The sequence below is a fragment of the Candidatus Accumulibacter necessarius genome (genome assembly GCF_036625085.1).
Window position 1 is genome coordinate 458967 of the sequence record NZ_JAZKUM010000001.1, and the last position, 24773, is coordinate 483739.

A 24773-nucleotide genomic window follows, 5' to 3' on the forward strand; every position below is an offset into this window, starting at 1 on the left:
CAGAGCCGGGCTGGGCGGAGGTCCGCCGGGAGGGCCTAGGCGCTCCTGAGGCGCTCGCGTTGCGGCTTGAGTTTTCCGAGCGTGGCAATGAAGTCCGTGAGACGTCTTCTCTCCTGTTCGACCACGGCTGTCGGAGCGCGGGCAACAAAGCTTTCGTTGGCGAGCTTGGCCTCCGCCTTGCCGATCTCGCCCAGCAGTCGCGCAATCTCCCTGTCGAGTCGCTCACATTCCACAGCCAGGTCGATCTGCACTTGCAGCATGAGCTTGGTTTCGCCCACGACGGCTGTCGGTGCGCTGGCGTCGGCCGGCACTTCGTCAACGATCTGCATCTCCGAGAGCTTGCAGAGTGCCTTGAGGTAGGGAGCGAACCTGGTGAGTGCCTGACTGTTGCCGCTGGCAAGCAGCGGCACGCGTAGCGCCGGCGAGAGGTTCATTTCACCGCGCAGGTTGCGGCAGGCGTAAGCCAGGTGCTTCAATTGCTGGACCCTGTCTTCGCTTTCCGGGTCAATTCTTTCCGCTTGCGCCTGCGGATAGGCGGCGAGCATCACCGAATCGTGCGTCTTGCGGCCAGCAATCGGAGCCACCGCCTGCCACAACTCTTCGGTAATGAAGGGCAGCAGCGGGTGAGCCAGGCGCAGGACCGTTTCCAGCACCCGCGCCAACGTCCGGCGTGTCGCACGCACTGCCTGCTCGGAGCCCTGCTGCAGCTGAACCTTGGCCAACTCGACATACCAGTCACAGAACTCGTCCCAGATGAACTCGTACACCGCGCGGGCCAGGAGGTCGAAGCGGTAGTCGGCGTAGTGCTGCGCGACTTCGGCTTCTGTTCGCTGCAACCTGCTGACAATCCAGCGGTCCGCGAAGGAGAAGCTGAGCGCCGATCCGCAGTCGTTGGGGGCGCAGGCGGACAGGCCGAGGTCGTGACTGGCGGTGTGCATCAGGACAAAGCGGCTGGCGTTCCATAGCTTGTTGCAGAAGTTGCGGTAGCCCTCGCAGCGGCCGAGGTCGAACTTGATGTCGCGACCTGGACTGGCCAGTGACAGGAAGGTAAAGCGCAGCGCGTCGGTGCCGAAAGCCGGGATACCGCCGGGGAATTCCTTGCGCGTGCGCTTCTCGATCTGTTCCGCCTGTTTGGGATTCATCAGGCCGCTGGTGCGCTTGTCGACCAGGGCCTCGAGACCGATGCCGTCGATGAGGTCGATCGGGTCGAGGACATTGCCCTTCGACTTGCTCATTTTCTGGCCTTCGGCGTCGCGAATCAGCCCGTGTACGTAGACGTGCCGGAACGGGATCCTGCCAGTGAGATGCCGGGTCATCATGACCATGCGTGCGACCCAGAAGAAGATGATGTCGAAACCGGTGACCAGCACGGTCGACGGTAGGTACAGTTCCAGCGCCGGGTTGGTTTCACCGGGCCATTGCGGCGTCCAGTCGAGTGTTGAGAATGGCCACAGTGCCGAAGAGTACCAGGTGTCGAGCACATCCGGGTCGCGCGTCAGCGGGCCGTTGTAGCCCTGCGCAGCCGCTTGAGCCCTGGCCTCTGCTTCGTCATGAGCAACGAAGAGCTGTCCGCCTTCTCCGTACCAGGCCGGGATCTGATGTCCCCACCACAATTGCCGTGAGATACACCAGTCCTGAATGTTATTGAGCCACTGGTTATAGGTATTGACCCAGTTCTCGGGGAAAAACCTGATCTCTCCCGAGGCGACGCAGGCCAGCGCTTTCGCGGCAATGCTGCTGCCGTCGGCAGCCGGTTTGGTCATCGCGACGAACCACTGGTCGGTGAGCATCGGCTCGATGACGACGCCGGTACGGTCGCCACGCGGCACTTTCAATGGATGTGGATCGATCTTCTCAAGCAGGCCCGCGATTTCAAGGTCGGCGATGACTTGCCTGCGCGCGTCGAAGCGATCCATGCCCTGATAGCGAAGTGGGGCATTGTCGTTGATCTTCGCGTCAAGCGTCAGGACCGGAATCATCTGCAACTTGTGACGCTGGCCAACGGCGTAGTCGTTGAAGTCGTGCGCGGGGGTGACCTTGACACAGCCGGTGCCAAAGGCAAGGTCAACGTAGGCGTCAGCGATGATTGGAATCTCGCGTCCGCAAAGGGGCAGGGTGACCATCCTGCCGACCAGGTGGCGGTACCGTTCGTCGTCCGGATGAACCATCACCGCGGTGTCACCAAGCATGGTTTCCGGGCGTGTGGTGGCAACGGTCAGCGTGCCGCTGCCGTCGGCTAGCGGATAACGAATGTGCCAGAGATGGCCTTGCTCTTCTTCCTGCACCACCTCAAGGTCGGAAACGGCGGTCTGCAGCACCGGATCCCAGTTGACGAGCCGCTTGCCGCGGTAAATCAGACCTTCGTTGTAGAGGCGAACGAAAGTTTCGGTGACCGTCCGCGACAGCCCGGCGTCCATCGTGAAGCGCTCGCGCTTCCAGTCGGGCGAGGTGCCGAGGCGGCGCATCTGCCGCGTGATGGTGCTGCCCGAGAACTCCTTCCACTGCCAGACTTTTTCGAGAAATTTCTCGCGCCCGAGGTCATGGCGCGAAATCCCCTGCGCGTCGAGTTGACGCTCGACGACGATCTGCGTCGCGATGCCGGCGTGGTCGGTCCCCGGTTGCCACAGCGTGTTGTCACCCCGCATGCGATGATAGCGGGTAAGTGCGTCCATGATCGCCTGGTTGAAGCCGTGTCCCATGTGCAGGGTGCCGGTGACGTTGGGCGGTGGCAGCAGAATACAGAAAGAGCGGGGTCGGGATGGATCCAGGCCGGCGCCAAAATAGCCCCTGGCTTCCCATTCGGGGTACCAGCGACGTTCAATCTCTGCTGGTTCAAAGGTCTTGGCGAGTTCCATGGGGAGCGTCGAGGGTGGCAGGAGCGCGCATTATACCGGATCGCCGTGGCGCCCCGCTTCGACGCCTACGCCTGATCAGCAGCGGCTTCGTCGCCGGTCACACGATCTTCCAGGGGCAACCGAAGCTGACCGCGTTCGGCAAGGAAATCCTGCATGGCTGTTTCGATGACCGTGTCGATTCCATGTCGCAACTGCCCGGCGGCATTGAGCAGGGTGACTTCGAGCAGCAGCGGCAATTCGCTGCTCAGTTGCCGACCAATATGGTCAGCGAGGTCCGCGGCAAGGGCCGGACGCAGGTTGTCGCCGATGCTGGCCAACTCCTCCTCTGGCGCAGGTCCGGTAGTCCGAACAACCTCGGTGAGAACGGGCAAGTCGTCATCGTCGCTGGCCGCCCGGGTAGGTGGCGACGACACGTTTGAGGTGTCTTTCGCATCAGTCGAAGCAAGGAAACTGCGCCGCCGGCGCATTCGACGTGAGATCTCCCGGCTGCTGCCGGCCGTTCCGGCGTCAGCGTTGATCAGGGAGTTGGCACGGCTGATCAGATCGCTGTCGTCGCTCATCAGGCTTTCCCCGACAGATCGAGGTAATTGACCTCGTAGCCCCGATCCGTGTAGAACCTGGCACGCTTGCGGCCGGCAAGGCGCTCTTCGTCACCCCGACCGACGACCTCGATGAGGCTGGCAAAACGGGAGAACCCGGGAGGGACCTCGGCAGAAAGGTTGACCAGACGTTCATCCTGCGTGACCGAGTCGAGCTTGCCGGCAATCACTACCAGGGTTTCCTCCGCCAACGGCGAATTGACATCCACGTGCGGGATGAAACCTGTCGGCGGGTGAGTCCACAGTTGTCGGTCAAGTGCCGAGGCGACCTCTGCATCGGGTGCGTAAACCAGCAGAGCCTTTTTCTGGGTGACCGCCTTGCCGATCAGGGCTGACGTCGCCGCGATCCGGTCCGCAGCATTGTGATAGAAGAAAACCCGCGTCAATTGAGTTTCCCTGCGCGCTTGAGCAAATAGTGCATGAGGAGAGGTACTGGTCGGCCGGTTGCTCCTTTTTCCGTGCCCGACTTCCAGGCTGTGCCGGCGATGTCGAGGTGCGCCCAGACATACTTTCTGGCGAAGCGGGCGAGAAAGCAGGCGGCGGTTATGCTGCCGCCCCAGCGGCCGCCGATGTTGGCCATGTCGGCGAAGGGACTCTTGAGCAGTTCCTGGTAGTCGTTCCACAACGGCATTTGCCATGCCCGGTCGTGTGCCTCATCGCCAGCCTGGACGAGTTCGCGGGCCAGGGCGTCGTTGTTGGCAAACAGGCCGGTCGCGACGTGGCCAAGGGCGATAACGCAGGCGCCGGTGAGCGTTGCGACGTCAATCACCGTGTCCGGTTCGAAACGTGCTGCGTAGGTGAGTGCATCGCAGAGGATGAGGCGACCTTCGGCATCGGTGTTGAGGATTTCGATCGTCTGGCCCGACATCGATGTGACGATGTCTCCCGGGCGGGTGGCGCCGCCGCCGGGCATGTTTTCCGCGGTCGGCACGACCACCGTCAGGTTGAGCGGCAGTTTCATCAGCGCTGCGGCCTTGATCGCCCCGAGCACGCCGGCTGCACCGCTCATGTCGTACTTCATTTCGTCCATTTCCGGTGCCGGCTTGAGGGAAATCCCCCCGGTGTCAAAGGTGATTCCCTTGCCGACAAGCACCACTGGTTTGTCATCGCCCTTGCCGCCCTTGTGCTGCAGGACAATCAGCTTGGCCGGTTGATGCGAGCCTTGGGCGACGGCAAGCAGCGAGTGCATGCCCAGCGTCGCCATCTCATCCTGCTCAAGAATCTGGCACTCCAACTTGTGTTCGGCAGCCATCTTCTGAGCCGTTTCGGCCAGATAAGCGGGAGTGCACACATTAGCCGGCAGGTTGGCGAGATTCTTTGCCAGGCACACCCCCTCGGCAATCGCCTGTCCCTGGCTCAGTGCCAACTCGGCAGTGGCCAATTCGTTTCGACGATCGACGACGAAAGTCAGTTTGCGCAGTGGGCGCCGAACCTTGTCCTTCTTGCTCTTGAACTGATCAAAACGATAGATTGTTTCCTGCGCGACCATGGTGGCCTGGCGTACGCGCCAGGCGGTGCTGCGCTTCCTGACAGCGGTCTCGGTCAGGAAGACGGTGCCGTCAAACGAACCAGTTTCGTTGAGGGTGCGTACGGCACTGCGTATGGCGTCACAGTACTCCTTGTCACCGAACTCTTTCTCCTTGCCTAGTCCGACCAGTAGAACCCGGTCGCAGAGCGTACCCGGCACATTGTGCAGGAGCAGTGTGGAGCCCGTCTTTCCCTCCATGTCGCCGCGGCGGATGATGTCGGAAAGATGGTTGCGCGCCGCGTTGTCGAGCAGTTCAGCGGCCAGTGTCAGCTTGCGCGGCTCGAAAATGCCGACCACGACACAGGCGCTACGTTGCTTCTCCGGGCTACCACTTTTTATGCTAAATTCCACTGACCCCTCCTCAGGCAACGCGAGCTTTTCCCCAAAAGCCGATTATCACTGCAGTTTTTCACCAAAGTCAAAAAATGATCTTCGAGCGTGCTGTTCGGCGCGAATTCACCCACTCCGCCGCCGGTGTATTCACTGCGCTTTTCGCCATCATGATGACGACCCAGTTGATCCGGCTGCTGAACGAAGCGGTGCAGGGCAGCATCGAGCCAGATGCGGTCGCTGCCTTGCTCGGCTTTGCCGCGCTGAACTATCTGCCACATCTGTTGGCGCTGGCGTTGTTTATTGCCATCTTGTTGACTCTTTCGCGCGGCTATCGCGATTCCGAAATGGTTGTCTGGTTTTCTTCCGGCCTGTCGCTGACGGCCTGGATTAGGCCGGTGATGACGTTTGCTGCGCCGCTGGTGGCGACGATCGCCGTGCTGGCATTCTTCCTTTCTCCCTGGGCGCTGTCCGAGAGTGCAGCATTCCGGAGCAAGCTGAGCACCCGAAAGGATGCGGGTCAGGTTTCTCCTGGCGCCTTTCAGGAATCGTCAAATGGCGAGCGCGTGATTTTTGTCGAAGGCATCGCTGATGACACCAGTCACGTTCGCAATGTGTTCGTCAGCGAAACCCGGTCAGACCGTCTGGGGGTCACCATGGCAGCTACCGGGCATCAGGAAATCGCCGCAAACGGCGATCGCTTCATCATTCTGCAAAATGGCCGTCGTTATGAGTTTGCCCCCGGTGCGGCAGAGTTCAGAATCCTCGAGTATGCACGCTATGCTGTTCGCCTGGAAACCAAGGAGGCGCGCGGCATAGAGCGAACGCCGCGACACCTGCCCACCCTGGAGCTGTTGTCACTCGAGTCACCGCACCATCGGGCCGAACTGCTGTACCGTCTCAGCCTGCCGATGTCGGCTGTCGTGCTGGCCTTGCTGTCGATTCCACTTTCCTTTGTCAATCCGCGCGCTGGACGCTCCGCGAACATGCTGCTGGCGATTATGGCCTACCTGATCTACAACAACCTGGTGACCATCAGTCAGGGCTGGGTGGCGAACGGGAAAATCTCGTTTGTCGTCGGCGTCATTGGCGTCCATCTGCTCATGCTTTGCCTCCTCCCGATCATGTTTTACCATCGCATTGCGGTTTCGTCGTTCCTGCGGCTGTCTCGATGAAGATCTATCAGCGTTACATAGCGCGCGAGGTTTCGGCAGCCATACTGCTCGTCCTGCTGGCCTTCCTGGCCCTGTTCGCCTTTTTCGACATGCTCGGCGAAGTCAAGAATTTTGGCCAGGGAGGGTACCAGATCCAGCATGCTTTCGGGTATGTCATGCTGCGCTTGCCGGGGCGTACCTATGAACTGATGCCGCTGGCGATCCTGATCGGCACGCTTTACGCATTGTCGGCGCTGTCTCGTCATTCCGAGATCACTGTCTTGCGGGTTTCCGGTCTGTCTACCGCGGCCTTGCTGCGGGGCTTGTTCCAGATAGCCGGCCTGTTTGCCTTGCTCACTTTCCTGATTGGCGAGTATGTGGCGCCACCTGCCGAACAGGCTGCGAATCAACTGCGGTTGAAGGAAAGAGGCCGAACGGTTCGGGATTTGCGGTCTGGTTTGTGGGTCAGGGATGAGAGGAGCTTCATCAACGTGCGCTTTGTTCTGCCGGACATGCGCTTGCAGGGCATCCGGATATTCGACTTTGACGAGCGTGCGCATTTGCGCTCGGTTACAGACGCTGCGGCCGGAGAGTATGTCGCGCCGGACGGTTGGCGATTGACAGAGGTGGTCAAGACTATCCTGCACGACGGCAGCGCCGAGGTGGAGAAACTTCCGGAGATGAGATGGGAATCAGCCCTGAATCCGGACATTCTCGCTGTCCTGATGGTTTCGCCCGACCGGATGTCGCTGCGGCATCTGTCGGCTTATACCAAACATCTGTCGGAGAATCATCAAAAGACCAACCGATATGACATCGCCTTTTGGAAAAAGGTAATCTACCCGCTGGCAGGGTTGGTCATGGTCGCACTTGCACTACCGTTTGCCGGCGGACACTACCGGGCCACTGGTATCAGTCTCAAGATTTTTTCCGGAGTCATGGTCGGCATCCTGTTTCACATGCTGAACGGCTTGTTCTCGAATCTCGGGGCGATCAATAGCTGGTCACCGCTGATGAGCGCGGCAACGCCATCGGCGTTGTTCCTGCTGGCGGCGGCGACAATGATCTGGTGGGTCGAAAGGCGCTGATTGACGCTCAGGTCATCACCAGTTGGGTACCCGCCAAGCGGTCGTGGAGAAACTGGTGATCACGGTCGACCAAGGCCCAGAGGATACCGATTCCGCCGAGAACGATGCTGGGCCAGCAAAAGAGAAAGCGTAGAAAGGCCTGCGCTGGGCGCACGGTCTGGCCATCACGGGAAACCAGCCGGATTCGCCAGGTTTTCATGGCCAGCGTTTGCCCGCCATTGCTCCAGAACCAGAGAAAATAGATCAGCAGGACGATGAAACAATGAGCCTGCAGGATGATCTGCGCTGCAATGACATGGGCGAAGGCCCCCAATAGGACGTGCGGCAGAATCAACAGTACGGCCAGTACAGCGAGCAGGAGCAGGGACTCATAGAACATGCTGGCTAGACGACGCAGAATGCTTGGCCGTCTGAGGGGTTGCTGCGTCGGCATCAGCGGCTGGTTTCCGCTTCGGATGAGGACGAGGTTCCACTGGCAGGGGTGGCTCCAGCGGCGGGCTGCGGCGGCGGACCTGCCGTTGCCGTGGTCGAAGGAGGGTTGGGGAGGCTGGCTGCCGGTGGTGCGTAGGGAGTCGGTACCGGGGCGCCGGCCGGCGTCGGGCTCGTCGGTGCCCGTCCCGGTCTAGGCACTGGCTTGCTCGCGGCTTGTTGCTTTAGTCTTTCCTTTTCTTCTTCCGGCAGGCTGGAGTATTGCTCCCACTTTTGCCTGAGTTCCTGTTTCTTCTCGGTTGGAAGCTTGTTGGCGGTCATGAAATTCTCGCGTGCCAAGCGCCGCTGTTCGGGCGTCAGCTTGCCCCATTCCTGCATCTGAACCTGAATTCGGCGTTGCTCTTCGGGTGTCATGCTGGCGAAGCGGCGCGTGATGCCCAGCCATTTTTTCTGGCGGTTGTATTCCATTGCATCCCAGTCGTCGCTCAACGGCGCAAGGATGGACTTCTGCTCCACGGTCAGTTCGGTCCACTGCGGCTGCGGCGGGGTGACAATGGCGGACGGGCTGGGCACCTCTGCCCAGGCCGCAAGCGCAAGGAAAGAACTGAGAATTACTGCGACGCTGAGCTTTTCAGCCATGCATCAAAGCCCTTGTCGGTGAAGGCAGCGATCGGCAGATCGTCTGAGAGCAGTGCGCTGTCGATCACCTCAAGCTCGGCAATGCTCTGTTCCGCATACCAGTAGGTGTAGGCGGTGATGCCGAGCACAACCATCAGGGCCAGCAACAGTTGCTTCAGACGCAGTTGCTCGACGTGTTGCTGCAGGAAGCTGCCCGCCCCGGCCAGTACGGACTGGTGGACCACCACCCTTTGTCTGGCGAGTGCGCACTGCCGCGCAACCTCCAGGCGGCTGACGGAACTCGCTGGCAGTTCGTGCAGTCCGCGGTTGAGTTGTTGTCTGATCTTGTAGGCAAAATGCATTTCGTTCATAGGGTGATTCCTTTTGCTTTCAGTGCTGCTGCCAGCGTGTGATTGGCACGCGAACAATGCGTCTTGACGCTGCCCTCCGAGCAGCCCATGGCAGACGCCGTTTCGGCAACATCCATATCTTCCCAGTAACGCAGGAGGAACGCTTCCCGTTGACGGGCCGGCAGCAATTCTATTTCTTTCTCAATTACAGCAAGGACTTGTGACTGCTGCAACTGGTCGTGCGGGGTCTGTGGACTATATGACCCAGCTTCGCTGCTGATGGTTTCGAGCGGATCGTGATCCTCCTCGTCGTTTGGCGAAAGCGACGAGAGCAATGTGGTCCAAAGCGAGCGGACCTTGCTTCGACGATAGTAGTCGCGGATCGTGTTCTGCAGAATGCGCTGGAAGAGCATCGGCAGTTCCGCGGCGGGGCGATCACCGTATTTTTCGGCGAGCTTCATCATCGCGTCCTGGACAATGTCGAGCGCGGACTCTTCGTTGCGCACCGCGAACATGGCCTGTTTGAAAGCACGACGTTCGATTGCGACCAGAAAATCTGACAGTTCGCGTTGGCTGGCCAGAGCGAGAATCCTTGCTGTTGTCGGGTCGGAAGCAGTTTCCGCCGCTGCCGGTTTTCCTGAATACCTTGACCAATCCCAGGCAAAGCTTTAACGTTGCAGCCTTTTTTCGAGCAATTTGCTTGCTGGGGCGACGGCAATGACGATGATGACCGGTGCGGAGATTGTAATCAGGTGCCTGCAGGAAGAAAAGGTCGAATATGTATTCGGCTATCCGGGCGGCGCGGTGTTGCACATTTATGATGCCCTGTTCAAGCAGGATCAGATCAAGCATGTTTTGGTCCGCCACGAGCAGGCAGCAGTGCATGCGGCTGATGGCCTGGCACGTTCGTCGCACAAGGTGGGCGTGGCGCTCGTCACTTCCGGACCTGGCGCGACCAATGCCGTGACCGGTATCGCCACTGCCTACATGGACTCGATCCCGCTGGTTGTGATCTCGGGCCAGGTGCCGAACGAGTATATCGGCCAGGATGCCTTCCAGGAATGCGATACCGTCGGCATCACCCGGCCCTGCGTCAAGCACAATTTCCTGGTCAATGACGTGCACAAGCTGGCGGTGACGATCAAGAAGGCGTTCTATATTGCCAACAGCGGTCGCCCGGGGCCGGTGGTAATTGACATACCGAAGGACGTGACCGCCGCCAAGTGCAAGTTCGAGTATCCCGAAACCATCCAGCTCCGTTCGTATAATCCGGTCGTCAAGGGGCACCTTGGCCAGATCAAGAAGGCAGTGCACCTGCTGCTCGAGGCCAAGCGGCCGATGATCTATACCGGCGGTGGCGTCATCCTGAGCAACGGATCCGAGCAGCTGACCAGGCTGACGCGTCGCCTCGGCTTTCCGATCACCAATACCCTGATGGGCCTTGGCGCTTATCCGGCAACCGACCAACAGTTCCTTGGCATGCCCGGCATGCATGGGACAGTGGAAGCCAACCTGGCAATGCAGCACTGCGACGTGCTGCTGGCCATTGGCGCCCGTTTTGACGACCGGGTGATTGGCAACCCCGAAAACTTCTCGTCCATCCCGCGCAAGATCATCCACGTGGACATTGATCCCTCTTCGATTTCGAAACGGGTCAAGGTCGACTTGCCCATTGTTGGCAATGTCCCCGACGTTCTCGAGGAGATGCTGAGATTGCTGGATGCTGCCAACGCCGGTCCCGACGGCGAGGCCCTGGCAGCCTGGTGGACGCAGATCGCTGGCTGGCGAGCCAAGGAATGCATGAAGTACAGGATGAAGAAGAGCGTCATCATGCCGCAGTACGTCATGGAGAAGCTCTACGAGGTGACAGGTGGCAAGGCGATCGTCACTTCCGATGTCGGTCAGCACCAGATGTGGGCAGCGCAGTACTACAAGTTCGACGAGCCGCGTCGCTGGATCAACTCCGGCGGTCTGGGCACCATGGGGGTCGGTCTGCCTTACGCCATGGGTGCGGCGCTGCAGCGCCCGGAGATGCAGATCGTCTGCGTCACCGGCGAAGGCTCGATCCAGATGTGTATTCAGGAACTGTCAACGGCCAAGCAGTTTCGCCTGCCGATCAAGATCATCAACCTCAACAACCGTTACCTGGGCATGGTTCGGCAGTGGCAGGAGATGTTCTACGGCAGTCGTTACTCGGAGTCCTATATGGATTCGCTGCCAGACTTCGTCAAACTGGCCGAGGCTTACGGCCACGTCGGCATCCGCGTCGAGCGGCCGGAAGACGTCGAGGCCGCACTGCGCAAGGCCTTTGTCGACCACAAGGACGATCTCGTATTCATGGATTTCATCACCGACCAGAAGGCGAATGTCTTCCCGATGGTGGCCGCCGGCAAGGGCCTGGCCGACATGATCCTGACCGAAGACCTGTAGGGGAAAGGCAAGATGAGACACATTATTTCGATCCTGCTGGAGAACGAAGCCGGCGCCCTGTCGCGAGTGGCTGGTCTTTTCTCGGCACGGGCCTACAACATCGAGACGCTGACCGTGGCTCCGACCGAGGACGTCTCACTGTCACGGCTGACCATTGTCACTTCGGGTACCGATGCTGTGGTGGAGCAGATCACCAAGCAGCTCAACAAACTGATCGATGTCATCAAGGTCGTCGATCTGTCCGAGGCTGCCCATATCGAGCGCGAGTTGATGTTGATCAAGGTTCGTGCTACCGGCAAGGATCGTGAGGAACTGAAGCGTCTGGCGGACATCTTCCGTGGCCACATTCTTGACGTGACCGAATCGACCTACGTCATTGAGCTGACGGCGAGCGGTGCGAAACTCGATTCCTTCATTCAGGCGATCGACGCCGGGTTGATTCTCGAGACCGTGCGGACCGGTGTCTGCGGCATCGGCCGTGGCGAGCGTATTCTAAAAGTCTAATCAGACGACCAGTAAAAGAGGAAACCCCGATGAAAGTTTTTTACGACAAGGACGCCGACCTCTCCCTGATCAAGGGCAAGAAAGTCACCATTGTTGGTTACGGCTCACAGGGCCATGCGCACGCGCAGAATCTCAGCGACTCCGGCGTCAAGGTGACGGTCGGCCTGCGCAAGGATGGTGCTTCCTGGAGCAAGGCCGAGAACGCCGGCTTGAAGGTCGAGGAGGTTGCCAGGGCAGTCCGGGGCGCCGACGTGGTGATGATGCTGCTCCCGGATGAGAGCATCCCGCAGGTATATGGCGCCGACGTGGCGCCAAACATGAAGAAAGGCGCTGCTCTGGCCTTTGCCCACGGCTTCAACGTCCATTACAACCAAGTGGTGCCGCGTGACGATGTTGACGTGATCATGGTTGCGCCGAAGGGTCCGGGACATACCGTTCGCTCGGAGTACCTCAAGGGTGGAGGTGTTCCATCGCTGATCGCTGTGCACCAGGATCGCTCCGGCAAGGCCAGGGACATCGCGCTTTCCTACGCGGCAGCCAACGGCGGGACCAAGGGCGGTGTGATCGAGACCAACTTCCGTGAGGAGACCGAAACCGATCTTTTCGGAGAGCAGGCAGTGCTCTGTGGTGGTGCCGTCGAGCTCGCGAAGATGGGTTTCGAGACACTGGTGGAGGCGGGCTACGCACCCGAGATGGCGTATTTCGAGTGTTTGCACGAACTCAAGCTGATCGTCGACCTGATGTACGAGGGTGGCATTGCGAACATGAACTACTCGATTTCGAATAACGCCGAGTACGGCGAGTACGTGACCGGACCCGAGGTGATCAACGAAACGTCCCGGGCCGCCATGCGGGCGGCACTCAAACGGATCCAGAACGGAGACTATGCGAAGATGTTCATCCTTGAAGGGAGAACCAACTATCCGGCGATGACCGCACGCCGCCGTTTGATTGCCCAGCACGAGATCGAAACCGTCGGCGCCAGGCTGCGCGACATGATGCCGTGGATCAAGAAGAACCGTCTGGTCGATCAGAGCAAGAACTGACCTGGTGGCTGGCTAGCCGAGGACGCAGGGGCGGCGGCCAGGTGCCGTCCGCGGCCTTCTTGCCGCTTGCCCATGTTTTTCTACGGTCTGCCAGCCGATCGCATGGCTGGCAGACCGTAGTCCCTGTCGACGGAGAGGCCCGTGCCGAGGTTCACTCGGTTTGAACTGGCCCGAGCCAGTTTCCAGTCAATCACACAATGCCCGAAATCAAGCCTCGCAAGACCCTGTTCAACCCCGAGTTGCGACGTCGAGGCATTTATGTTCTGCCGAACCTGTTCACCACTGCGGCGCTGTTCTGTGGCTTCTTTGCCATCGTTCAGGCGATGAAGGGAAGTTTTGAGCAGGCCGCGGTTGCCATCTTTGTGGCCATGGTGCTCGATGGTCTCGATGGGCGAGTGGCGCGCATGACGCGCACCCAGAGCGCCTTTGGGGCGGAGTACGACTCACTGTCGGACATGGTCTCGTTTGGTGTCGCGCCGGCGCTGGTCATCTACGCATGGGCGCTCAAGGACATGGGGCGACTCGGCTGGATCGCCGCCTTCATTTACTGCGTCGGCGCAGCGCTACGGCTGGCACGCTTCAATACCACGCTCGAAGTGATGGATCGTCGGTTCTTTCAGGGCTTGCCCAGCCCGGCCGCGGCGGCGCTGGTGACCGGCTTCTTCTGGGTCATGATTGACAAGGACATCGCGGCTGCTGACGTGCGCTGGTTTGCCTGTGGACTGGTAATCTTTGCCGGCATATCAATGGTGTCGAATACCCGCTTCTACAGCTTCAAGGACATCAACCTCCGACGCAGTGTGCCCTTCATCTTTGTTGTCGCCATCGCTCTGGGGTTTGCTGTCGTCTCCTACGACACGCCGGTTGCCCTGTTTGGTCTTTTCGTGGCTTATGGCCTCTCGGGGTATGTCCTGGCGCTGACGCGAATAGTCAGGCGCAAGCCACCGCCGGTCACCTGATACCAGCGCTGGCCATTCGGCCAGACAACGGCAATCGCCCGGCCGAGCTGTTTTCACTCTATTGACACCGTGATTCGAAACTGTCTATAGTCCTCCACATGACTTTGTACCGCCTCCCCTCCTGCTGCATCTCGCTTCGTGTCTTGCTGCTGGCAAGGCCGCTGCTGCGCGTCAAGCGCTAAGAGAACCCTCTCCCAATTTGAGCAGTTTCGGCCGGTTGCCCAGCGAGGGCTGCCGTTGCCGGGTCTTACACCCTTCCATCCGGAGTCAGGACATGAAAGAGCATCTGGTAATTTTTGACACCACCTTGCGTGACGGCGAGCAGAGCCCTGGCGCCTCGATGACCAAGGACGAGAAGCTGCGGGTAGCGCGCCAGCTGGAGCGTATGCGGGTTGACGTGATCGAGGCCGGCTTTGCAGCTGCATCACCCGGTGATTTTGATGCCATCAGGACGATTGCCAGGGTGATCACGGGTTCGACGATCTGCTCATTGGCCCGTTCCAACGAGAACGACATTCGTCGTGCGGGCGATGCGATTGCCCCGGCCGCACGTGGTCGCATTCATACCTTTATTGCCACCAGCCCGATTCACATGGAGAAAAAGCTGCGCATGACGCCCGATCAGGTCGTCGAGGCGGCAGTCAGGGCGGTACACTGGGCCCGCGAATACACGGCGGATGTCGAGTTCTCGGCCGAGGACGCGGTGCGTTCGGACGTCGACTTTCTCTGCCGGGTTTTCGGCGCCGTCATCGAGGCCGGGGCGACCACCATCAACGTTCCCGATACCGTTGGCTACAGCATACCGGGGGTATGGGGCGACCTGATGCACACGCTGATCGAGCGAGTACCGGGCGCTGAGCGGGTGGTATGGTCCACCCACTGCCATAACGATCTCGGCATGGCGGTTGCCAACTCGCTGTCGGCCGTGCTGGCCGGCGCCCGCCAGGTCGAATGTACGATCAACGGCCTTGGTGAGCGGGCAGGTAACGCCTCACTCGAAGAAGTGGTGATGGCGGTACGAACCCGCAGTGATCTTTTTCCGGTCCAGACGCGCATCGATGCGACGCAGATTGTTCCGGCGTCCAAGCTGGTGTCGCAGATTACCGGCTACCCGGTTCAGCCTAACAAGGCGGTTGTGGGTGCCAATGCCTTTGCACACGAATCCGGGATCCATCAGGACGGCGTCCTCAAGCATCGGGAAACCTACGAGATCATGCGTGCCGAAGATGTCGGCTGGGCACAGAACAAGCTGGTGCTCGGCAAGCACTCGGGGCGCAACGCCTTCAAGTCGCGGTTGTCGGCCCTGGGTATCGTGCTCGACAGTGAAGAGGCGCTGAATGCCGCGTTTACCCGCTTCAAGGAACTGGCGGACAAAAAGCACGAGATCTTTGACGAAGACCTGCAGGCACTGGTGTCTGATGAAGACCTGACGCCGGATGGCGAGCATTACAAACTGGTCTATTCTCGTGTCTGCTCTGAAACCGGCGAGACCCCGGCTGCAGATGTCACGCTGACGGTCGGTGGCGTCGAGAGGAAGGCGTCGGGGATTGGGAGTGGGCCGGTCGATGCGACCTTCAAGGCGATCGAATCGATCGCCAGCAGCGGGGCGCAATTGCTGCTCTATTCGGTGAATGCGATTACCACGGGTACCGATGCACAGGGTGAAGTGACCGTCCGCCTGGCAAGGGAAGGCCGGATCGTCAATGGCAACGGTGCCGACACCGATATCGTCATTGCGTCCGCAAAGGCCTATCTCAACGCCCTGAACAAACTGCAGTTTCCCGATCGGCTGGACCCGCAGGGCGACGTCTGAAGTCGGAGGTGGCGGCGTGCGGAAGGGGTGCGGGTTCCTCTCGTGCTCTCCGCTCTCACCCTGCTGATGGGCGGGTAAGCCTGGCATAGCCGACGCTGGCGCAAAAGAAGATCAGCGAAAGAACGGTCTCGCTGATCGCCAGCGCCTGTGCTGTTCCGTGCTCTGTGGTGGCGCGCACGATGCCCTCGGTGAAGTACAGCAGGATGAACATCGAGGCCCACTGGTAGGTGTAGCGGCGGCCGTTGAGGATGCCGAACAGTGGTAGCAGCAGCGGCAGACACTTCAGGGCCAGCCATGATCCCCCCGGCTGGATCGGCGCCAGGCGTAGCTCCCAGGCAAGACACAGGAAAATCAGCGCAATCAGGCTGCTGCAGGCTGCCAGATAGAGGCTGCGGATCATCGGCAAGCAAGTTTGAGGGCGATGGTTGCGAGTCTGCGTCCCTGAGCGAAGGCGAGCTGGCGCTCATCGTCAGTGAGTATCGGACTACCTTCCGTGCCGGCCAGATGGCTGGCGCCATAGGGAGTGCCCCCACTGCGTGTGCAGGAAAGCGCGGTTTCGGTATACGGCAGGCCGACCAGCAGCATTCCGTGGTGCAGAAGCGGCAGCATCATCGATAGCAGCGTGCTCTCCTGGCCGCCGTGGGCACTGGCGGTGGAGGTAAACACGCAGGCCGGTTTTCCGGCCAGTGCCCCGGCGGACCATTGGCTCGCAGTACTGTCCCAGAAGAATTTCATTGGCGCCGCCATGTTGCCAAAGCGGGTAGGGCTGCCGAGTGCCAGCCCAATGCATTGTTCAAGGTCGGCTGCCTCGACGTAGGGTGCTCCGGCAACAGGGACCTGCGGTTCGCTGGCGGTGCACACCGTGGAGACCTTGGGAACCGTTCGCAAACGAGCCGCCGCGCTCCCTGTAGACTCTATGCCGCGGGCGATCTGCTGGGCGAGGGCCTGTACCGACCCCCGATGGCTGTAGTAGAGAACGAGAATTTCTGGCATGGCGCTATTTTATCCGTCCGATCCGGACTCTACGCTTCCTGTGGGTTCGCTGCATGGTACTCGTCTCGCGGTGCTCGCGCGAGGGGGCGGCCGCATCAGCGTCGGCCTTGCGTTCACCACACTCACCCCCCAGGCAAGGCTGCTAATCAGACTCGATTGACAGGATCTCGACACTGCTGGTCTGTTCGTGAACACGGGTGCAATGGACCTCGCGGACGAAGACGTTTTCGTCCTCGATGACCAGGATCAGTTTCTGATGCTGTGTTGGCAAGACCCCTGATGCAACCACCAGCAACTCGCTGGAACGTAACCTCGGGATCGCCGGCAGGATGAGGACTCGAAAGTACTCGGTTCCTTCCTGGTTGGAAGGTTGCGCGAGAATGGCGGGCACGGCCCTCGGCGCCAGGATCTGCAGCCCCAGTTCAAGATGCTCCGGGTTTTCCGATACCCCCCAACGAACGATGCCAATCTGCCAGTTCGGGTCAGAGCCTGTCCGGACTGCGGCCACATCGCCGACCGACAGCGCCCCGGTGTGGCCAGAAACATGCATCACAGCATAGCCATCGGGACTTTCGTTGCCAATCAACCAGGTCGACAATTCAACGTCTGCCGCCTCACCTTTACGGCTCAGTAGCCACACGCCTTCGATGCCTGTTGCAACCAGTGTCCGGTGGTCTTGTCTGCGCCGTGGAAAGCGACGTTTTCCGGCATCGCTCCAGCGCTCCGCCAATCGGTGGAGAACGCCACGCCCTGCCGACGTGCCTGCGAACGCCGGCAGGTTGATTTCCTGCGGTAGGATGCCGGCGTCGAGTTGAGCGACCTGTGTCTTGAGCAGGAGGCAAAGGCGGGCGCAAGAAAAACCATCCAGAGGCACTGTCGGAGGAGAAAGCCTGCGCAAGCACGATATGGCCGGTCCATCGCGCGCGGGATCGATCCAGAACGTTCCCGCAGCGGCTGCGGCAGTCGTCGGAAGCGGTTCGATTTGGCCGGTAAACCGTTCAAGGTAGGCAGCGAGGAACAGCATTTCCGGTGGCGTCATCGACGGTGGCTGAGCACAGCCGAGCAGGATGGCTGAACGGTAGATGTCCCGTACACTGCGTGACAGGTCCTTGGGAACGTAGGCGTGCAATTGCAGCCGTCGCGCCGTCGCATAGGTCTGGTGCAACTGCTGCCAGGCCCCGCTTCGAGCCGGCGCGGCAATCAGGCTGCTGACCAGAATCTGTTGCGCGATCGCATTCAGGCTTCGCCAGACGGCAAGACCGGGTGCCTGACGAGGGTCAGACAGCTCTTGGCCCTTTCCCGCTTCCAGCAGTGCCAGCGTGTCATCCGCCAGCATCTGCAGCAGGTCGAGAATGCTTCGAACGATTCGGCGCTCCTTGCGGGGCACCGGCAACACCAGGTCGGTGGCGAGCGATGGCAGCAGCTGGGTGATGACCGTGGCGCTGCGCTCGTACAGCCCGTCCAGTGCTCGAGCGTGTTGCAGCGGTGTTCCTGCAAGCTCGCGCAAAGCCTTCAGATGCGATCGCAGCGACGGGAGTTCGTCGGCAGGATGAGGCGCCAGGGGCAGTTCCAGCCACTGAAGAATCGTTCGTATACCGGGCTCAGGCACAGCGTCCTTATGGGTACCAGAAGTGTTGAAAGCGGTGTCGGTCATCAGGCCACCTACCAAAGGGTTTGCGTCGTGACACTGTCAGTGTTCCCGTTGCGTGCTTCCCGGCGCTCCAGTGCAACCGCGCTGCCGACAGGGCGCAAGTCATAAAATCAATGATTTGCCAGCCAACTGCCGTGGCCCTGATTATACCTGCGAGGTGCGCATGTGGGGGCGGCGAAGTTCGCGCTGCGACAGCCAGGGTGTCGCTGGCAGATGCTCGTAGCCTTGGTCGGCTCGAAGATGCGCTTCATTTCTCGTGCTTTCTTGCTATAATTCCTCCCTTTTCCTGGATTTGGAAGAGACTGACATGGTTGTTATTCGCCTGGCCCGTGGTGGTGCCAAGAAACGCCCCTTCTACAACATGGTGGTAGCCGACTCACGCGCGCGCCGCGACGGTCGCTTTATCGAGCGCGTTGGTTTCTACAACCCGCTCGCTTCAGGCAAGGAGCAGGGCCTGTACGTTGCCATGGACCGCCTTGGTTATTGGCAGCAGCAGGGTGCGCAGGCTTCGCCGACCGTCGCGCGCCTGCTCAAGCAGTCAGCCGCCAAGGTGGCAGCCTAAGCCTTGCCTGCCGGCTGCGCGCCAGACACGACTGCGTCGGCGGTGTTGGCAATCGATGCCCCGGCCAGCGACATCATCGTTCTTGGCAAGATCACGGCAGCCTGCGGTTTGCATGGCGAGTTGCGTGTCTACCCGTTTGCCGATGATCCACTGAGCTGGGCAGCACTGCCTTACTGGTGGGTCGGGCGGGAGGGCGATTCGCCCGATCTGTGGCGTCAGACGAGACTGATCCAGTGCAGGGTCCGCAATGAACTGCTGATTGCCCGCTTGGCGTGTGCGGCCGATCGGACTGCCGCTGAAGAGATGCGTGGCCTCCTGGTGGGGGCCCCGAGAGCAGCGTTGCCGCCGACGGGCGCGGGTGAATACTACTGGGCCGACCTGGTTGGCCTGGAAGTGATCAATACCCGAGATCAATCCCTCGGGCGGATACTTGGTCTGATCGACACGCCGGCCAACACCGTCTTGCGGGTGGGCGATGGCGACAGTGCCGAAAGGCTGTTGCCCTTTGTCGCGGCAGTGGTGCTGGATGTGGGCCTGGAAGCCGGGCGCGTTCGCGTTGAATGGGAAATGGACTGGTGACTTCGTCAGCCGAAGCGCGACCACCGGTGGCGGGGCCGTTTGTTGCTGATGTGGTGACCCTGTTTCCCGAGATGTTTGTCGCCGTGACGCATTCGGGAGTGACCCGCCGGGCCCTGGAGTTGGGGCGCTGGCGCCTGCAGTTGTGGAATCCGCGTGATTTCACCCGGGACAGGCATCGCACGGTGGATGATCGTCCCTATGGCGGTGGGCCGGGCATGCTGATGATGCCGCAGCCACTGGAGGCGGCGATTATCGCCGCAAAAGCCCGTCAGCGGGCGAGTGGCGCGGTCAACAGCCGCGTCATCTGCCTGTCGCCACAGGGTTCACTGCTGACGCATGCGCGGGTGCTGCGCCTGGCACAGGCTGGCGAAGCGGTGGTACTGGTTTGCGGGCGCTATGAAGGAATTGACGAGCGGCTCATCGGCCGCTGTGTCGATGAGGAGATTTCAATCGGGGATTTCGTCCTCTCGGGAGGCGAAATCCCGGCGATGGCTCTGCTGGATGCCGTCGTCAGGCAGCTGCCGGGCGTACTGAACGACGCCGAGTCGGCAGAACAGGATTCCTTTGTCGCGGGTCTGCTGGATTGCCCGCACTACACGCGGCCCGAGGAATACGAAGGGTGGCGGGTGCCGGACGTGCTGCTGTCCGGTCACCATGAGGAAATTCGACGCTGGCGCCTGCAGCAGGCGCTGGGTCGGACGTGGGAGCGGCGCCCCGATTTGCTGGCGGGGCGGTCGTTGTCAAAATCGGAAACGCAACTCCTGGTGCAGTTTCAGGAGCAATGCGGTCAGGAAAATAAAGCGTAAATCGCATGCATGGAGTTCAAAAATGAATCTGATCGAGCAACTTGAGCAGGAAGAAATCGCCCGTCTGGGCAAGGTAATACCCCCATTTGCACCGGGCGACACGGTGGTCGTCCAGGTCAAGGTGAAGGAAGGAACGCGCGAGCGTCTGCAGGCTTACGAAGGCGTCGTGATCGCCAAGCGCAATCGTGGTCTCAACTCGAGTTTCATCGTTCGCAAGGTGTCGTCAGGCGAGGGTGTGGAGCGCACGTTCCAGACCTATTCGCCGCTGGTGGCCTCGATAGAAGTCAAGCGCCGTGGCGACGTTCGGCGTGCCAAGCTGTACTACCTGCGCGAGCGCTCGGGCAAGTCGGCGCGGATCAAGGAAAAGCTGGTCCGCAAGCAGCGCTGAACCGCTGCGTTGCCGAACTGAGCCAAGCGGGGGCAGAGTCGGGAGACTTTGCCCCCGCCTGTTTTCTGGCGACTCAGACGCCTGTGCTCACACGCTTGTCGTTCTCGATCAGCGCGTACGCCGAATGATTGTGGATTGACTCGAAGTTCTCGGATTCCACCACATAGGCATCGATCCGCTGCTCCGCGTTGAGGCAAGCCGCGACGTCGCGCACCATATCCTCGACGAACTTCGGGTTGTCGTAAGCACGTTCGGTGACGTACTTCTCGTCCGGGCGCTTGAGCAGGCCGTAGAGCTCGCAGGATGCCTGACCTTCCACGATGGCGACCAGTTCTTCAATCCACAGGTGGTCGTTGATGCTCACGGTGACGGTCACCTGCGAGCGCTGGTTGTGCGCGCCGCGCTCGGAGATCTCCTTGGAACATGGGCAGAGACTGGTGACCGGAACCGCCACCTTGATTCTTGACTCGATCCGGCCGCGGCAGATCTCGCCTGTCAGCGTCACGTCGTAATCCATCAGGCTCTGGACGCTGGACACCGGTGCCGCCTTGTTGATGAAATAGGGAAAGCTCATTTCGATGTGACCGGTCTCGGCTTCCAGCCGGCCGACCATTTCACGCAACATGGCAGGAAAGTTCTCGACCGAAATCTCCCGTTCGTGGCTGTTGAGAATCTCCACGAAGCGCGACATGTGGGTGCCCTTGAAGTTGTGTGGCAGGCCGACATACATGTTGAACATCGCGATCGTATGCTGGATGCCGCCGGATTTGTCGAGTACCTTGACGGGGTGACGGATCGCTTTGATCCCCACTTTGTTGATCGCGAGCTGGCGGGTATCGGCCGAGCCTTGCACGTCCGCCATTGCGGCCGGGGTTTGTGGGGTTTCGGGGGCGTTCATTGCTACTCCTGGTGGTTATTCTGTGCGCGGACCCGTTGCTTCGCCCGCATCCGCCATGCTGTCCTGGCTCGCTCGCACGGTCCGGACAATGCCATCCCGGTCGAGGCCGATTTCAGCCAGCAGCAGCGCCTGGTCACCGTGATCGATGAATCGATCAGGGATTCCCAGTCGCACGAGGCGAGTCGGGCTGGCGATCTCTTCGAGCACTCGGGCGATCTCGGAACCGGCGCCGCCGATCAAGGCATTCTCTTCGACGCTGATCAGCAGGGAATGTTCCGCTGCCAGGCCAAGGATCAGGTCGCGGTCGATGGGTTTGACAAAACGCATGTTGGCCACCGTCGCGTCGAGTTCTTCGGCCGCTGCCAGCGCGGGTGTCAGCATGCTGCCAAAAGCAAGCAACGCCACCTGCTTCCCGCGGCGGCGGATTTCGCCCTTGCCAACCGGCAGGTCAAGGAGCCGCTTGTCAATTGCCAGGCCGGCGCCGCCGCCACGCGGGTAGCGCACCGCACTCGGGCCGTTGAGGCGGTAGGCCGTGGTCAGCATCTTGCGGCACTCGTCTTCGTCGGACGGTGTCATCACTACCAGGTTGGGAATGCTGGTCAGGAAAGAGAGGTCGAAAGCGCCATGATGGGTAGGCCCGTCGGCGCCGACCAGGCCGCCACGATCAAGCGCGAAGACCACCGGCAGGTTCTGCAGCGCGACATCATGGATCAATTGATCGTAGCCGCGTTGCAGGAAGGTCGAGTAGATCGCGAGGACCGGTCGCAGACCCTCGCAGGCCAAGCCGGCGGCGAAGGTGACGGCATGCTGCTCGGCAATACCCACGTCGTAATAGCGTTCCGGGTAGCGTTCACTGAAGCGCAGCAGGCCCGAGCCCTCGCGCATCGCCGGGGTGATGCCGACCAGTTTCGGGTCGGCCGCCGCCATGTCGCAGAGCCAGTCGCCGAAAACCTGGGTGTAGGTCAGCTTGCCGCCGCTCGGCCCCCCGGCGATGCCGACCTCGGGCTGGAACTTCGATACCCCGTGGTAGAGAATCGGATCCACTTCGGCCAGCTTGTAGCCCTGGCCTTTCTTGGTGATGACGTGCAGGAACTGCGGCCCCTTCAGGCTCTTCAGATTCTGCAGCGTCGGTATCAGCGACTCGAGGTCGTGACCGTCGATCGGGCCAATGTAGTTGAAGCCCATTTCTTCGAACAGGGTGCCGGGTGTCAGCATGCCCTTGACGTGCTCCTCGGCCCGCTTGGCAAACTCGCGCAGCGAGGGTGAGAAATCGAGGATTTTCTCGCCCGCCTTGCGGGCGGCATTGAAGCTGCTGCCGGAGAAGAGGCGCGCGAGGTAGCGGTTGAGTGCACCGACCGCCGGCGAGATCGACATGTCGTTATCGTTGAGGATCACGAGCATGTCGGCGTCCGCCACGCCGGCATTATTCAGCGCTTCAAAAGCCTGCCCGGCCGACATCGCGCCATCGCCGATGATCGCCACCACCTTGCGCGTCTCGCCCTTGATCTTGGCGGCCAGCGCCATGCCCAGCGCAGCCGAGATCGAGGTCGATGAATGACCGACGCCAAAGGTATCGTAGGGGCTCTCGCTACGCTTCGGAAAACCGGAAATGCCGCCGTGCATGCGCAGCCGCGCCATGCCGGCGCGACGGCCGGTGAGCACCTTGTGGGCGTAAGTCTGGTGGCCGACGTCCCATACCAGGCGATCATGCGGCGTATCGAAGACATGATGCAAGGCCACCGTCAGTTCCACCGTACCGAGGTTCGAGGACAAGTGGCCACCGGTCCTGGCAACGGATTCCACCAGGAAAGTGCGCAACTCGTCGGCCAGTTGCGGCAGTTGTCGGCGGTCAAGCTTGCGCAGTTGTAGCGGACTGTTGATGGTGTCGAGAAGAGGATAACGGCTCATGGGTATTTCTTGTCCTGCAGAAGCGCCTGGTGCTGACCAGAAGGAGCAGTCAGAACTTGCGCTGAGTGATGAAATCGGTCAGTTCGACCAGGCGCTGGCTGCGTTCGCCAAACATGGCGAGGGGGACCAATGCCTGCTGCCTGAGCTCGGCAGCCAGCTCGCGCGCCCGTTGGAGCCCGAGCAGACTGACGTAGGTCGGCTTTTCGGCAGCAGCATCCTTGCCCGCCGTCTTGCCCAGGGTGGCGGTGCTGGCCGTGCAGTCGAGAATGTCGTCAACCACCTGGAACAGCAGGCCGGCACGCTTGGCAAAGCGATCCAGTGCGTCGCGCTCAGCCGTGGTCAGCGCCGTTCCGCAGAGGCCGCCGAGCAACACCGCAGAACGGATCAGCGCACCGGTCTTGAGCGCGTGCATCAGTTCGAGCTCGGGCTGGTTGAGTGGCTTGCCGACCGATTCGAGGTCGATCGCCTGTCCGCCAGCCATGCCACAGGAGCCGCTGGCCCGTGCCAGCAGGCGCACCATTTCCAGCTGCCGGTGGCTGTCGCCGAAATCCGCGCGCGCAAGGATCTCGAAGGCCAGCGACTGCAGGCTGTCGCCAACCAGCAGGGCGGTCGCCTGGTCGTACTCGACATGGCAGGTTGGCCGGCCGCGTCGCAGCACGTCGTCATCCATGCAGGGCAGATCGTCATGGACCAGCGAATAGCTGTGAATCAGTTCGACCGCGCTGGCGACGACTTCCAGTCGCTCCGCGGCGCTGTCGGTCAACTCGCCGGCGGCGAAGACGAGCAGTGGGCGAACCCGCTTGCCGCCGCTCAGGCTGGCATAGCGCATCGCCTGGTGCAGACGGTTGGGAATCGCTTCGCCAGGGGGAAGGCAGCGAGCCATGGCCGCTTCCACCTGCGCCTGGACACCCTGCATCCAGTCCGCAAAGGACGGACGAACGAGGTTGGCCGGATGAACGGGTGGCTGGCTCATCTGGCGTCGCCGGCTTCCGGCTCGAAATCATGCAGGGTGCCATTCTCGAGGATCTGGACCTGACGTTCGGCATTGCCGAGTTGCTGCTGACAGTGCTTGAGCAGTTCGCTGCCGCGTCGATACGCCGCGAGCGACTCCTCGAGCGGCAGTCGGCCACCCTCCATGCTCTGGACAATCTGTTCAAGTTCGGCAAGTGCCGCTTCGAATTTCAGGCCGCCAATGGCTGCACCTGCCTCGTCGGAGGTGACCGCGTCGACAGGGGATTCAGAGGTTGGTTGTAGCATGGGAAAGGCTCGGATCAAACCGGCGAAA

Annotated in this window: 26 protein-coding genes; 11 read left to right on the forward strand and 15 right to left on the reverse strand. The window is 60.9% G+C overall.

The window, feature by feature from the left end; all coding sequences use genetic code 11:
* Positions 1-35 precede the first annotated feature (35 nt).
* From V5B44_RS02365 to V5B44_RS02380, 4 genes are all read right to left on the reverse strand, one after another.
* Positions 36-2855, reverse strand: coding sequence for a valine--tRNA ligase (locus V5B44_RS02365; protein WP_332357504.1), 2820 nt, complete (start codon positions 2853-2855; stop codon positions 36-38).
* Between the two features lie 65 nt (positions 2856-2920).
* Entirely contained in the window at positions 2921-3415 is a 495-nt protein-coding gene (locus V5B44_RS02370) for a hypothetical protein (protein WP_332357505.1), read from the reverse strand.
* Positions 3415-3840 (reverse strand): DNA polymerase III subunit chi, encoded by a 426-nt coding sequence (locus V5B44_RS02375; RefSeq protein ID WP_332357506.1) that lies wholly within the window; start codon positions 3838-3840, stop codon positions 3415-3417. Before V5B44_RS02375 ends, V5B44_RS02370 begins: the two co-directional genes overlap by 1 nt.
* Complete coding sequence (locus V5B44_RS02380; protein ID WP_332357507.1) at positions 3837-5333, reverse strand: leucyl aminopeptidase; 1497 nt, start codon at positions 5331-5333, stop codon at positions 3837-3839. Before V5B44_RS02380 ends, V5B44_RS02375 begins: the two co-directional genes overlap by 4 nt.
* 74 nt (positions 5334-5407) lie before the next feature.
* On the opposite strand from V5B44_RS02380, the gene lptF reads away from it, so the two are divergent.
* On the forward strand, positions 5408-6487 hold the full coding sequence (gene lptF, locus V5B44_RS02385) for an LPS export ABC transporter permease LptF (RefSeq protein ID WP_332357508.1): 1080 nt from the start codon (positions 5408-5410) through the stop codon (positions 6485-6487).
* Positions 6484-7554, forward strand: a complete 1071-nt coding sequence (gene lptG / locus V5B44_RS02390) for an LPS export ABC transporter permease LptG (RefSeq protein WP_332357509.1) — start codon at positions 6484-6486, stop codon at positions 7552-7554. The genes lptF and lptG overlap by 4 nt, the downstream gene beginning before the upstream one ends.
* Positions 7555-7561: 7 nt before the next feature.
* Here the strand turns inward: lptG and V5B44_RS02395 are convergent, their stop codons facing one another.
* The 4 genes from V5B44_RS02395 to V5B44_RS02410 are packed head-to-tail and all read right to left on the reverse strand — an operon-like array spanning position 7562 to position 9532.
* Positions 7562-7987: an RDD family protein gene (locus tag V5B44_RS02395; RefSeq protein WP_332357510.1), complete on the reverse strand. Its 426-nt coding sequence runs from the start codon at positions 7985-7987 to the stop codon at positions 7562-7564.
* The gene (locus tag V5B44_RS02400; protein WP_332357511.1) at positions 7987-8622 is read right to left on the reverse strand and encodes a DUF3106 domain-containing protein; all 636 of its coding nucleotides are present in this window, start codon (positions 8620-8622) and stop codon (positions 7987-7989) included. Before V5B44_RS02400 ends, V5B44_RS02395 begins: the two co-directional genes overlap by 1 nt.
* Positions 8595-8972 (reverse strand): DUF3619 family protein, encoded by a 378-nt coding sequence (locus tag V5B44_RS02405; RefSeq protein WP_332357512.1) that lies wholly within the window; start codon positions 8970-8972, stop codon positions 8595-8597. The genes V5B44_RS02400 and V5B44_RS02405 overlap by 28 nt, the downstream gene beginning before the upstream one ends.
* The gene (locus tag V5B44_RS02410; RefSeq protein ID WP_332357878.1) at positions 8969-9532 is read right to left on the reverse strand and encodes an RNA polymerase sigma factor; all 564 of its coding nucleotides are present in this window, start codon (positions 9530-9532) and stop codon (positions 8969-8971) included. Before V5B44_RS02410 ends, V5B44_RS02405 begins: the two co-directional genes overlap by 4 nt.
* A 136-nt stretch (positions 9533-9668) precedes the next feature.
* Here V5B44_RS02410 and ilvB point away from each other — a divergent pair, with 136 nt between their 5' ends.
* From ilvB to V5B44_RS02435, 5 genes are all read left to right on the forward strand, one after another.
* Entirely contained in the window at positions 9669-11381 is a 1713-nt protein-coding gene (gene ilvB, locus V5B44_RS02415; protein ID WP_332357513.1) for a biosynthetic-type acetolactate synthase large subunit, read from the forward strand.
* Positions 11382-11393: 12 nt separating this feature from the next.
* Positions 11394-11885, forward strand: a complete 492-nt coding sequence (gene ilvN / locus V5B44_RS02420; RefSeq protein ID WP_332357514.1) for an acetolactate synthase small subunit — start codon at positions 11394-11396, stop codon at positions 11883-11885.
* Positions 11886-11914: 29 nt separating this feature from the next.
* The gene (ilvC, locus tag V5B44_RS02425) at positions 11915-12931 is read left to right on the forward strand and encodes a ketol-acid reductoisomerase (protein WP_332357515.1); all 1017 of its coding nucleotides are present in this window, start codon (positions 11915-11917) and stop codon (positions 12929-12931) included.
* A gap of 197 nt (positions 12932-13128) precedes the next feature.
* Positions 13129-13890 (forward strand): CDP-diacylglycerol--serine O-phosphatidyltransferase, encoded by a 762-nt coding sequence (gene pssA / locus V5B44_RS02430; protein WP_332357516.1) that lies wholly within the window; start codon positions 13129-13131, stop codon positions 13888-13890.
* Positions 13891-14164: 274 nt separating this feature from the next.
* Complete coding sequence (locus V5B44_RS02435; RefSeq protein WP_332357517.1) at positions 14165-15703, forward strand: 2-isopropylmalate synthase; 1539 nt, start codon at positions 14165-14167, stop codon at positions 15701-15703.
* A gap of 55 nt (positions 15704-15758) precedes the next feature.
* On the opposite strand, the gene V5B44_RS02440 is transcribed toward V5B44_RS02435, so the two are convergent.
* The 3 genes from V5B44_RS02440 to V5B44_RS02450 form a co-directional block, all read right to left on the reverse strand.
* Positions 15759-16103: a DUF2069 domain-containing protein gene (locus V5B44_RS02440; RefSeq protein WP_332357518.1), complete on the reverse strand. Its 345-nt coding sequence runs from the start codon at positions 16101-16103 to the stop codon at positions 15759-15761.
* A complete protein-coding gene (wrbA, locus tag V5B44_RS02445; protein WP_332357519.1) occupies positions 16100-16696 on the reverse strand; it encodes an NAD(P)H:quinone oxidoreductase in 597 nt (198 codons plus the stop codon). Before wrbA ends, V5B44_RS02440 begins: the two co-directional genes overlap by 4 nt.
* Positions 16697-16838: 142 nt before the next feature.
* Entirely contained in the window at positions 16839-18350 is a 1512-nt protein-coding gene (locus tag V5B44_RS02450; protein ID WP_332357520.1) for a hypothetical protein, read from the reverse strand.
* Between the two features lie 304 nt (positions 18351-18654).
* Between V5B44_RS02450 and rpsP the strand changes: the two genes are divergently transcribed.
* Genes rpsP through rplS form a run of 4 tightly spaced genes read left to right on the forward strand, consistent with a single transcriptional unit; the run spans position 18655 to position 20682 of the window.
* On the forward strand, positions 18655-18909 hold the full coding sequence (gene rpsP, locus V5B44_RS02455) for a 30S ribosomal protein S16 (RefSeq protein WP_332357521.1): 255 nt from the start codon (positions 18655-18657) through the stop codon (positions 18907-18909).
* Positions 18910-18912: 3 nt separating this feature from the next.
* A complete protein-coding gene (rimM, locus tag V5B44_RS02460; RefSeq protein WP_332357522.1) occupies positions 18913-19488 on the forward strand; it encodes a ribosome maturation factor RimM in 576 nt (191 codons plus the stop codon).
* Positions 19485-20294, forward strand: coding sequence for a tRNA (guanosine(37)-N1)-methyltransferase TrmD (trmD, locus tag V5B44_RS02465; protein WP_332357523.1), 810 nt, complete (start codon positions 19485-19487; stop codon positions 20292-20294). The genes rimM and trmD overlap by 4 nt, the downstream gene beginning before the upstream one ends.
* 22 nt (positions 20295-20316) lie before the next feature.
* Entirely contained in the window at positions 20317-20682 is a 366-nt protein-coding gene (gene rplS, locus V5B44_RS02470) for a 50S ribosomal protein L19 (protein ID WP_287635174.1), read from the forward strand.
* Between the two features lie 73 nt (positions 20683-20755).
* On the opposite strand, the gene folE2 is transcribed toward rplS, so the two are convergent.
* Genes folE2 through V5B44_RS02490 form a run of 4 tightly spaced genes read right to left on the reverse strand, consistent with a single transcriptional unit; the run spans position 20756 to position 24745 of the window.
* Positions 20756-21580, reverse strand: coding sequence for a GTP cyclohydrolase FolE2 (gene folE2 / locus V5B44_RS02475; RefSeq protein WP_332357524.1), 825 nt, complete (start codon positions 21578-21580; stop codon positions 20756-20758).
* A 15-nt stretch (positions 21581-21595) separates the two neighbouring features.
* Positions 21596-23488, reverse strand: coding sequence for a 1-deoxy-D-xylulose-5-phosphate synthase (gene dxs, locus V5B44_RS02480; protein ID WP_332357525.1), 1893 nt, complete (start codon positions 23486-23488; stop codon positions 21596-21598).
* Positions 23489-23537: 49 nt separating this feature from the next.
* Positions 23538-24461 carry a polyprenyl synthetase family protein gene (locus V5B44_RS02485; RefSeq protein ID WP_332357526.1) on the reverse strand — a complete coding sequence of 308 codons (924 nt, stop codon included), beginning with the start codon at positions 24459-24461 and terminating at the stop codon, positions 23538-23540.
* Positions 24458-24745 (reverse strand): exodeoxyribonuclease VII small subunit, encoded by a 288-nt coding sequence (locus tag V5B44_RS02490; protein WP_332357527.1) that lies wholly within the window; start codon positions 24743-24745, stop codon positions 24458-24460. The genes V5B44_RS02485 and V5B44_RS02490 overlap by 4 nt, the downstream gene beginning before the upstream one ends.
* Between the last annotated feature and the right edge of the window lie 28 nt (positions 24746-24773).

Coding starts and splice junctions, on each gene's coding strand:
- ilvN (WP_332357514.1), top strand. CDS start 11,394: ATGAGACACATTATTTCGATCCTGCTGGAGAACGAAGCCGGCGCCCTG.
- wrbA (WP_332357519.1), bottom strand. CDS start 16,696: ATGCCAGAAATTCTCGTTCTCTACTACAGCCATCGGGGGTCGGTACAG.
- ilvB (WP_332357513.1), top strand. CDS start 9,669: ATGACGATGATGACCGGTGCGGAGATTGTAATCAGGTGCCTGCAGGAA.
- V5B44_RS02435 (WP_332357517.1), top strand. CDS start 14,165: ATGAAAGAGCATCTGGTAATTTTTGACACCACCTTGCGTGACGGCGAG.
- V5B44_RS02395 (WP_332357510.1), bottom strand. CDS start 7,987: ATGCCGACGCAGCAACCCCTCAGACGGCCAAGCATTCTGCGTCGTCTA.
- rplS (WP_287635174.1), top strand. CDS start 20,317: ATGAATCTGATCGAGCAACTTGAGCAGGAAGAAATCGCCCGTCTGGGC.
- V5B44_RS02485 (WP_332357526.1), bottom strand. CDS start 24,461: ATGAGCCAGCCACCCGTTCATCCGGCCAACCTCGTTCGTCCGTCCTTT.
- ilvC (WP_332357515.1), top strand. CDS start 11,915: ATGAAAGTTTTTTACGACAAGGACGCCGACCTCTCCCTGATCAAGGGC.
- lptF (WP_332357508.1), top strand. CDS start 5,408: ATGATCTTCGAGCGTGCTGTTCGGCGCGAATTCACCCACTCCGCCGCC.
- V5B44_RS02490 (WP_332357527.1), bottom strand. CDS start 24,745: ATGCTACAACCAACCTCTGAATCCCCTGTCGACGCGGTCACCTCCGAC.
- V5B44_RS02450 (WP_332357520.1), bottom strand. CDS start 18,350: ATGACCGACACCGCTTTCAACACTTCTGGTACCCATAAGGACGCTGTG.
- pssA (WP_332357516.1), top strand. CDS start 13,129: ATGCCCGAAATCAAGCCTCGCAAGACCCTGTTCAACCCCGAGTTGCGA.
- V5B44_RS02405 (WP_332357512.1), bottom strand. CDS start 8,972: ATGAACGAAATGCATTTTGCCTACAAGATCAGACAACAACTCAACCGC.
- rpsP (WP_332357521.1), top strand. CDS start 18,655: ATGGTTGTTATTCGCCTGGCCCGTGGTGGTGCCAAGAAACGCCCCTTC.
- V5B44_RS02440 (WP_332357518.1), bottom strand. CDS start 16,103: ATGATCCGCAGCCTCTATCTGGCAGCCTGCAGCAGCCTGATTGCGCTG.
- V5B44_RS02400 (WP_332357511.1), bottom strand. CDS start 8,622: ATGGCTGAAAAGCTCAGCGTCGCAGTAATTCTCAGTTCTTTCCTTGCG.
- dxs (WP_332357525.1), bottom strand. CDS start 23,488: ATGAGCCGTTATCCTCTTCTCGACACCATCAACAGTCCGCTACAACTG.
- V5B44_RS02370 (WP_332357505.1), bottom strand. CDS start 3,415: ATGAGCGACGACAGCGATCTGATCAGCCGTGCCAACTCCCTGATCAAC.
- V5B44_RS02365 (WP_332357504.1), bottom strand. CDS start 2,855: ATGGAACTCGCCAAGACCTTTGAACCAGCAGAGATTGAACGTCGCTGG.
- folE2 (WP_332357524.1), bottom strand. CDS start 21,580: ATGAACGCCCCCGAAACCCCACAAACCCCGGCCGCAATGGCGGACGTG.
- lptG (WP_332357509.1), top strand. CDS start 6,484: ATGAAGATCTATCAGCGTTACATAGCGCGCGAGGTTTCGGCAGCCATA.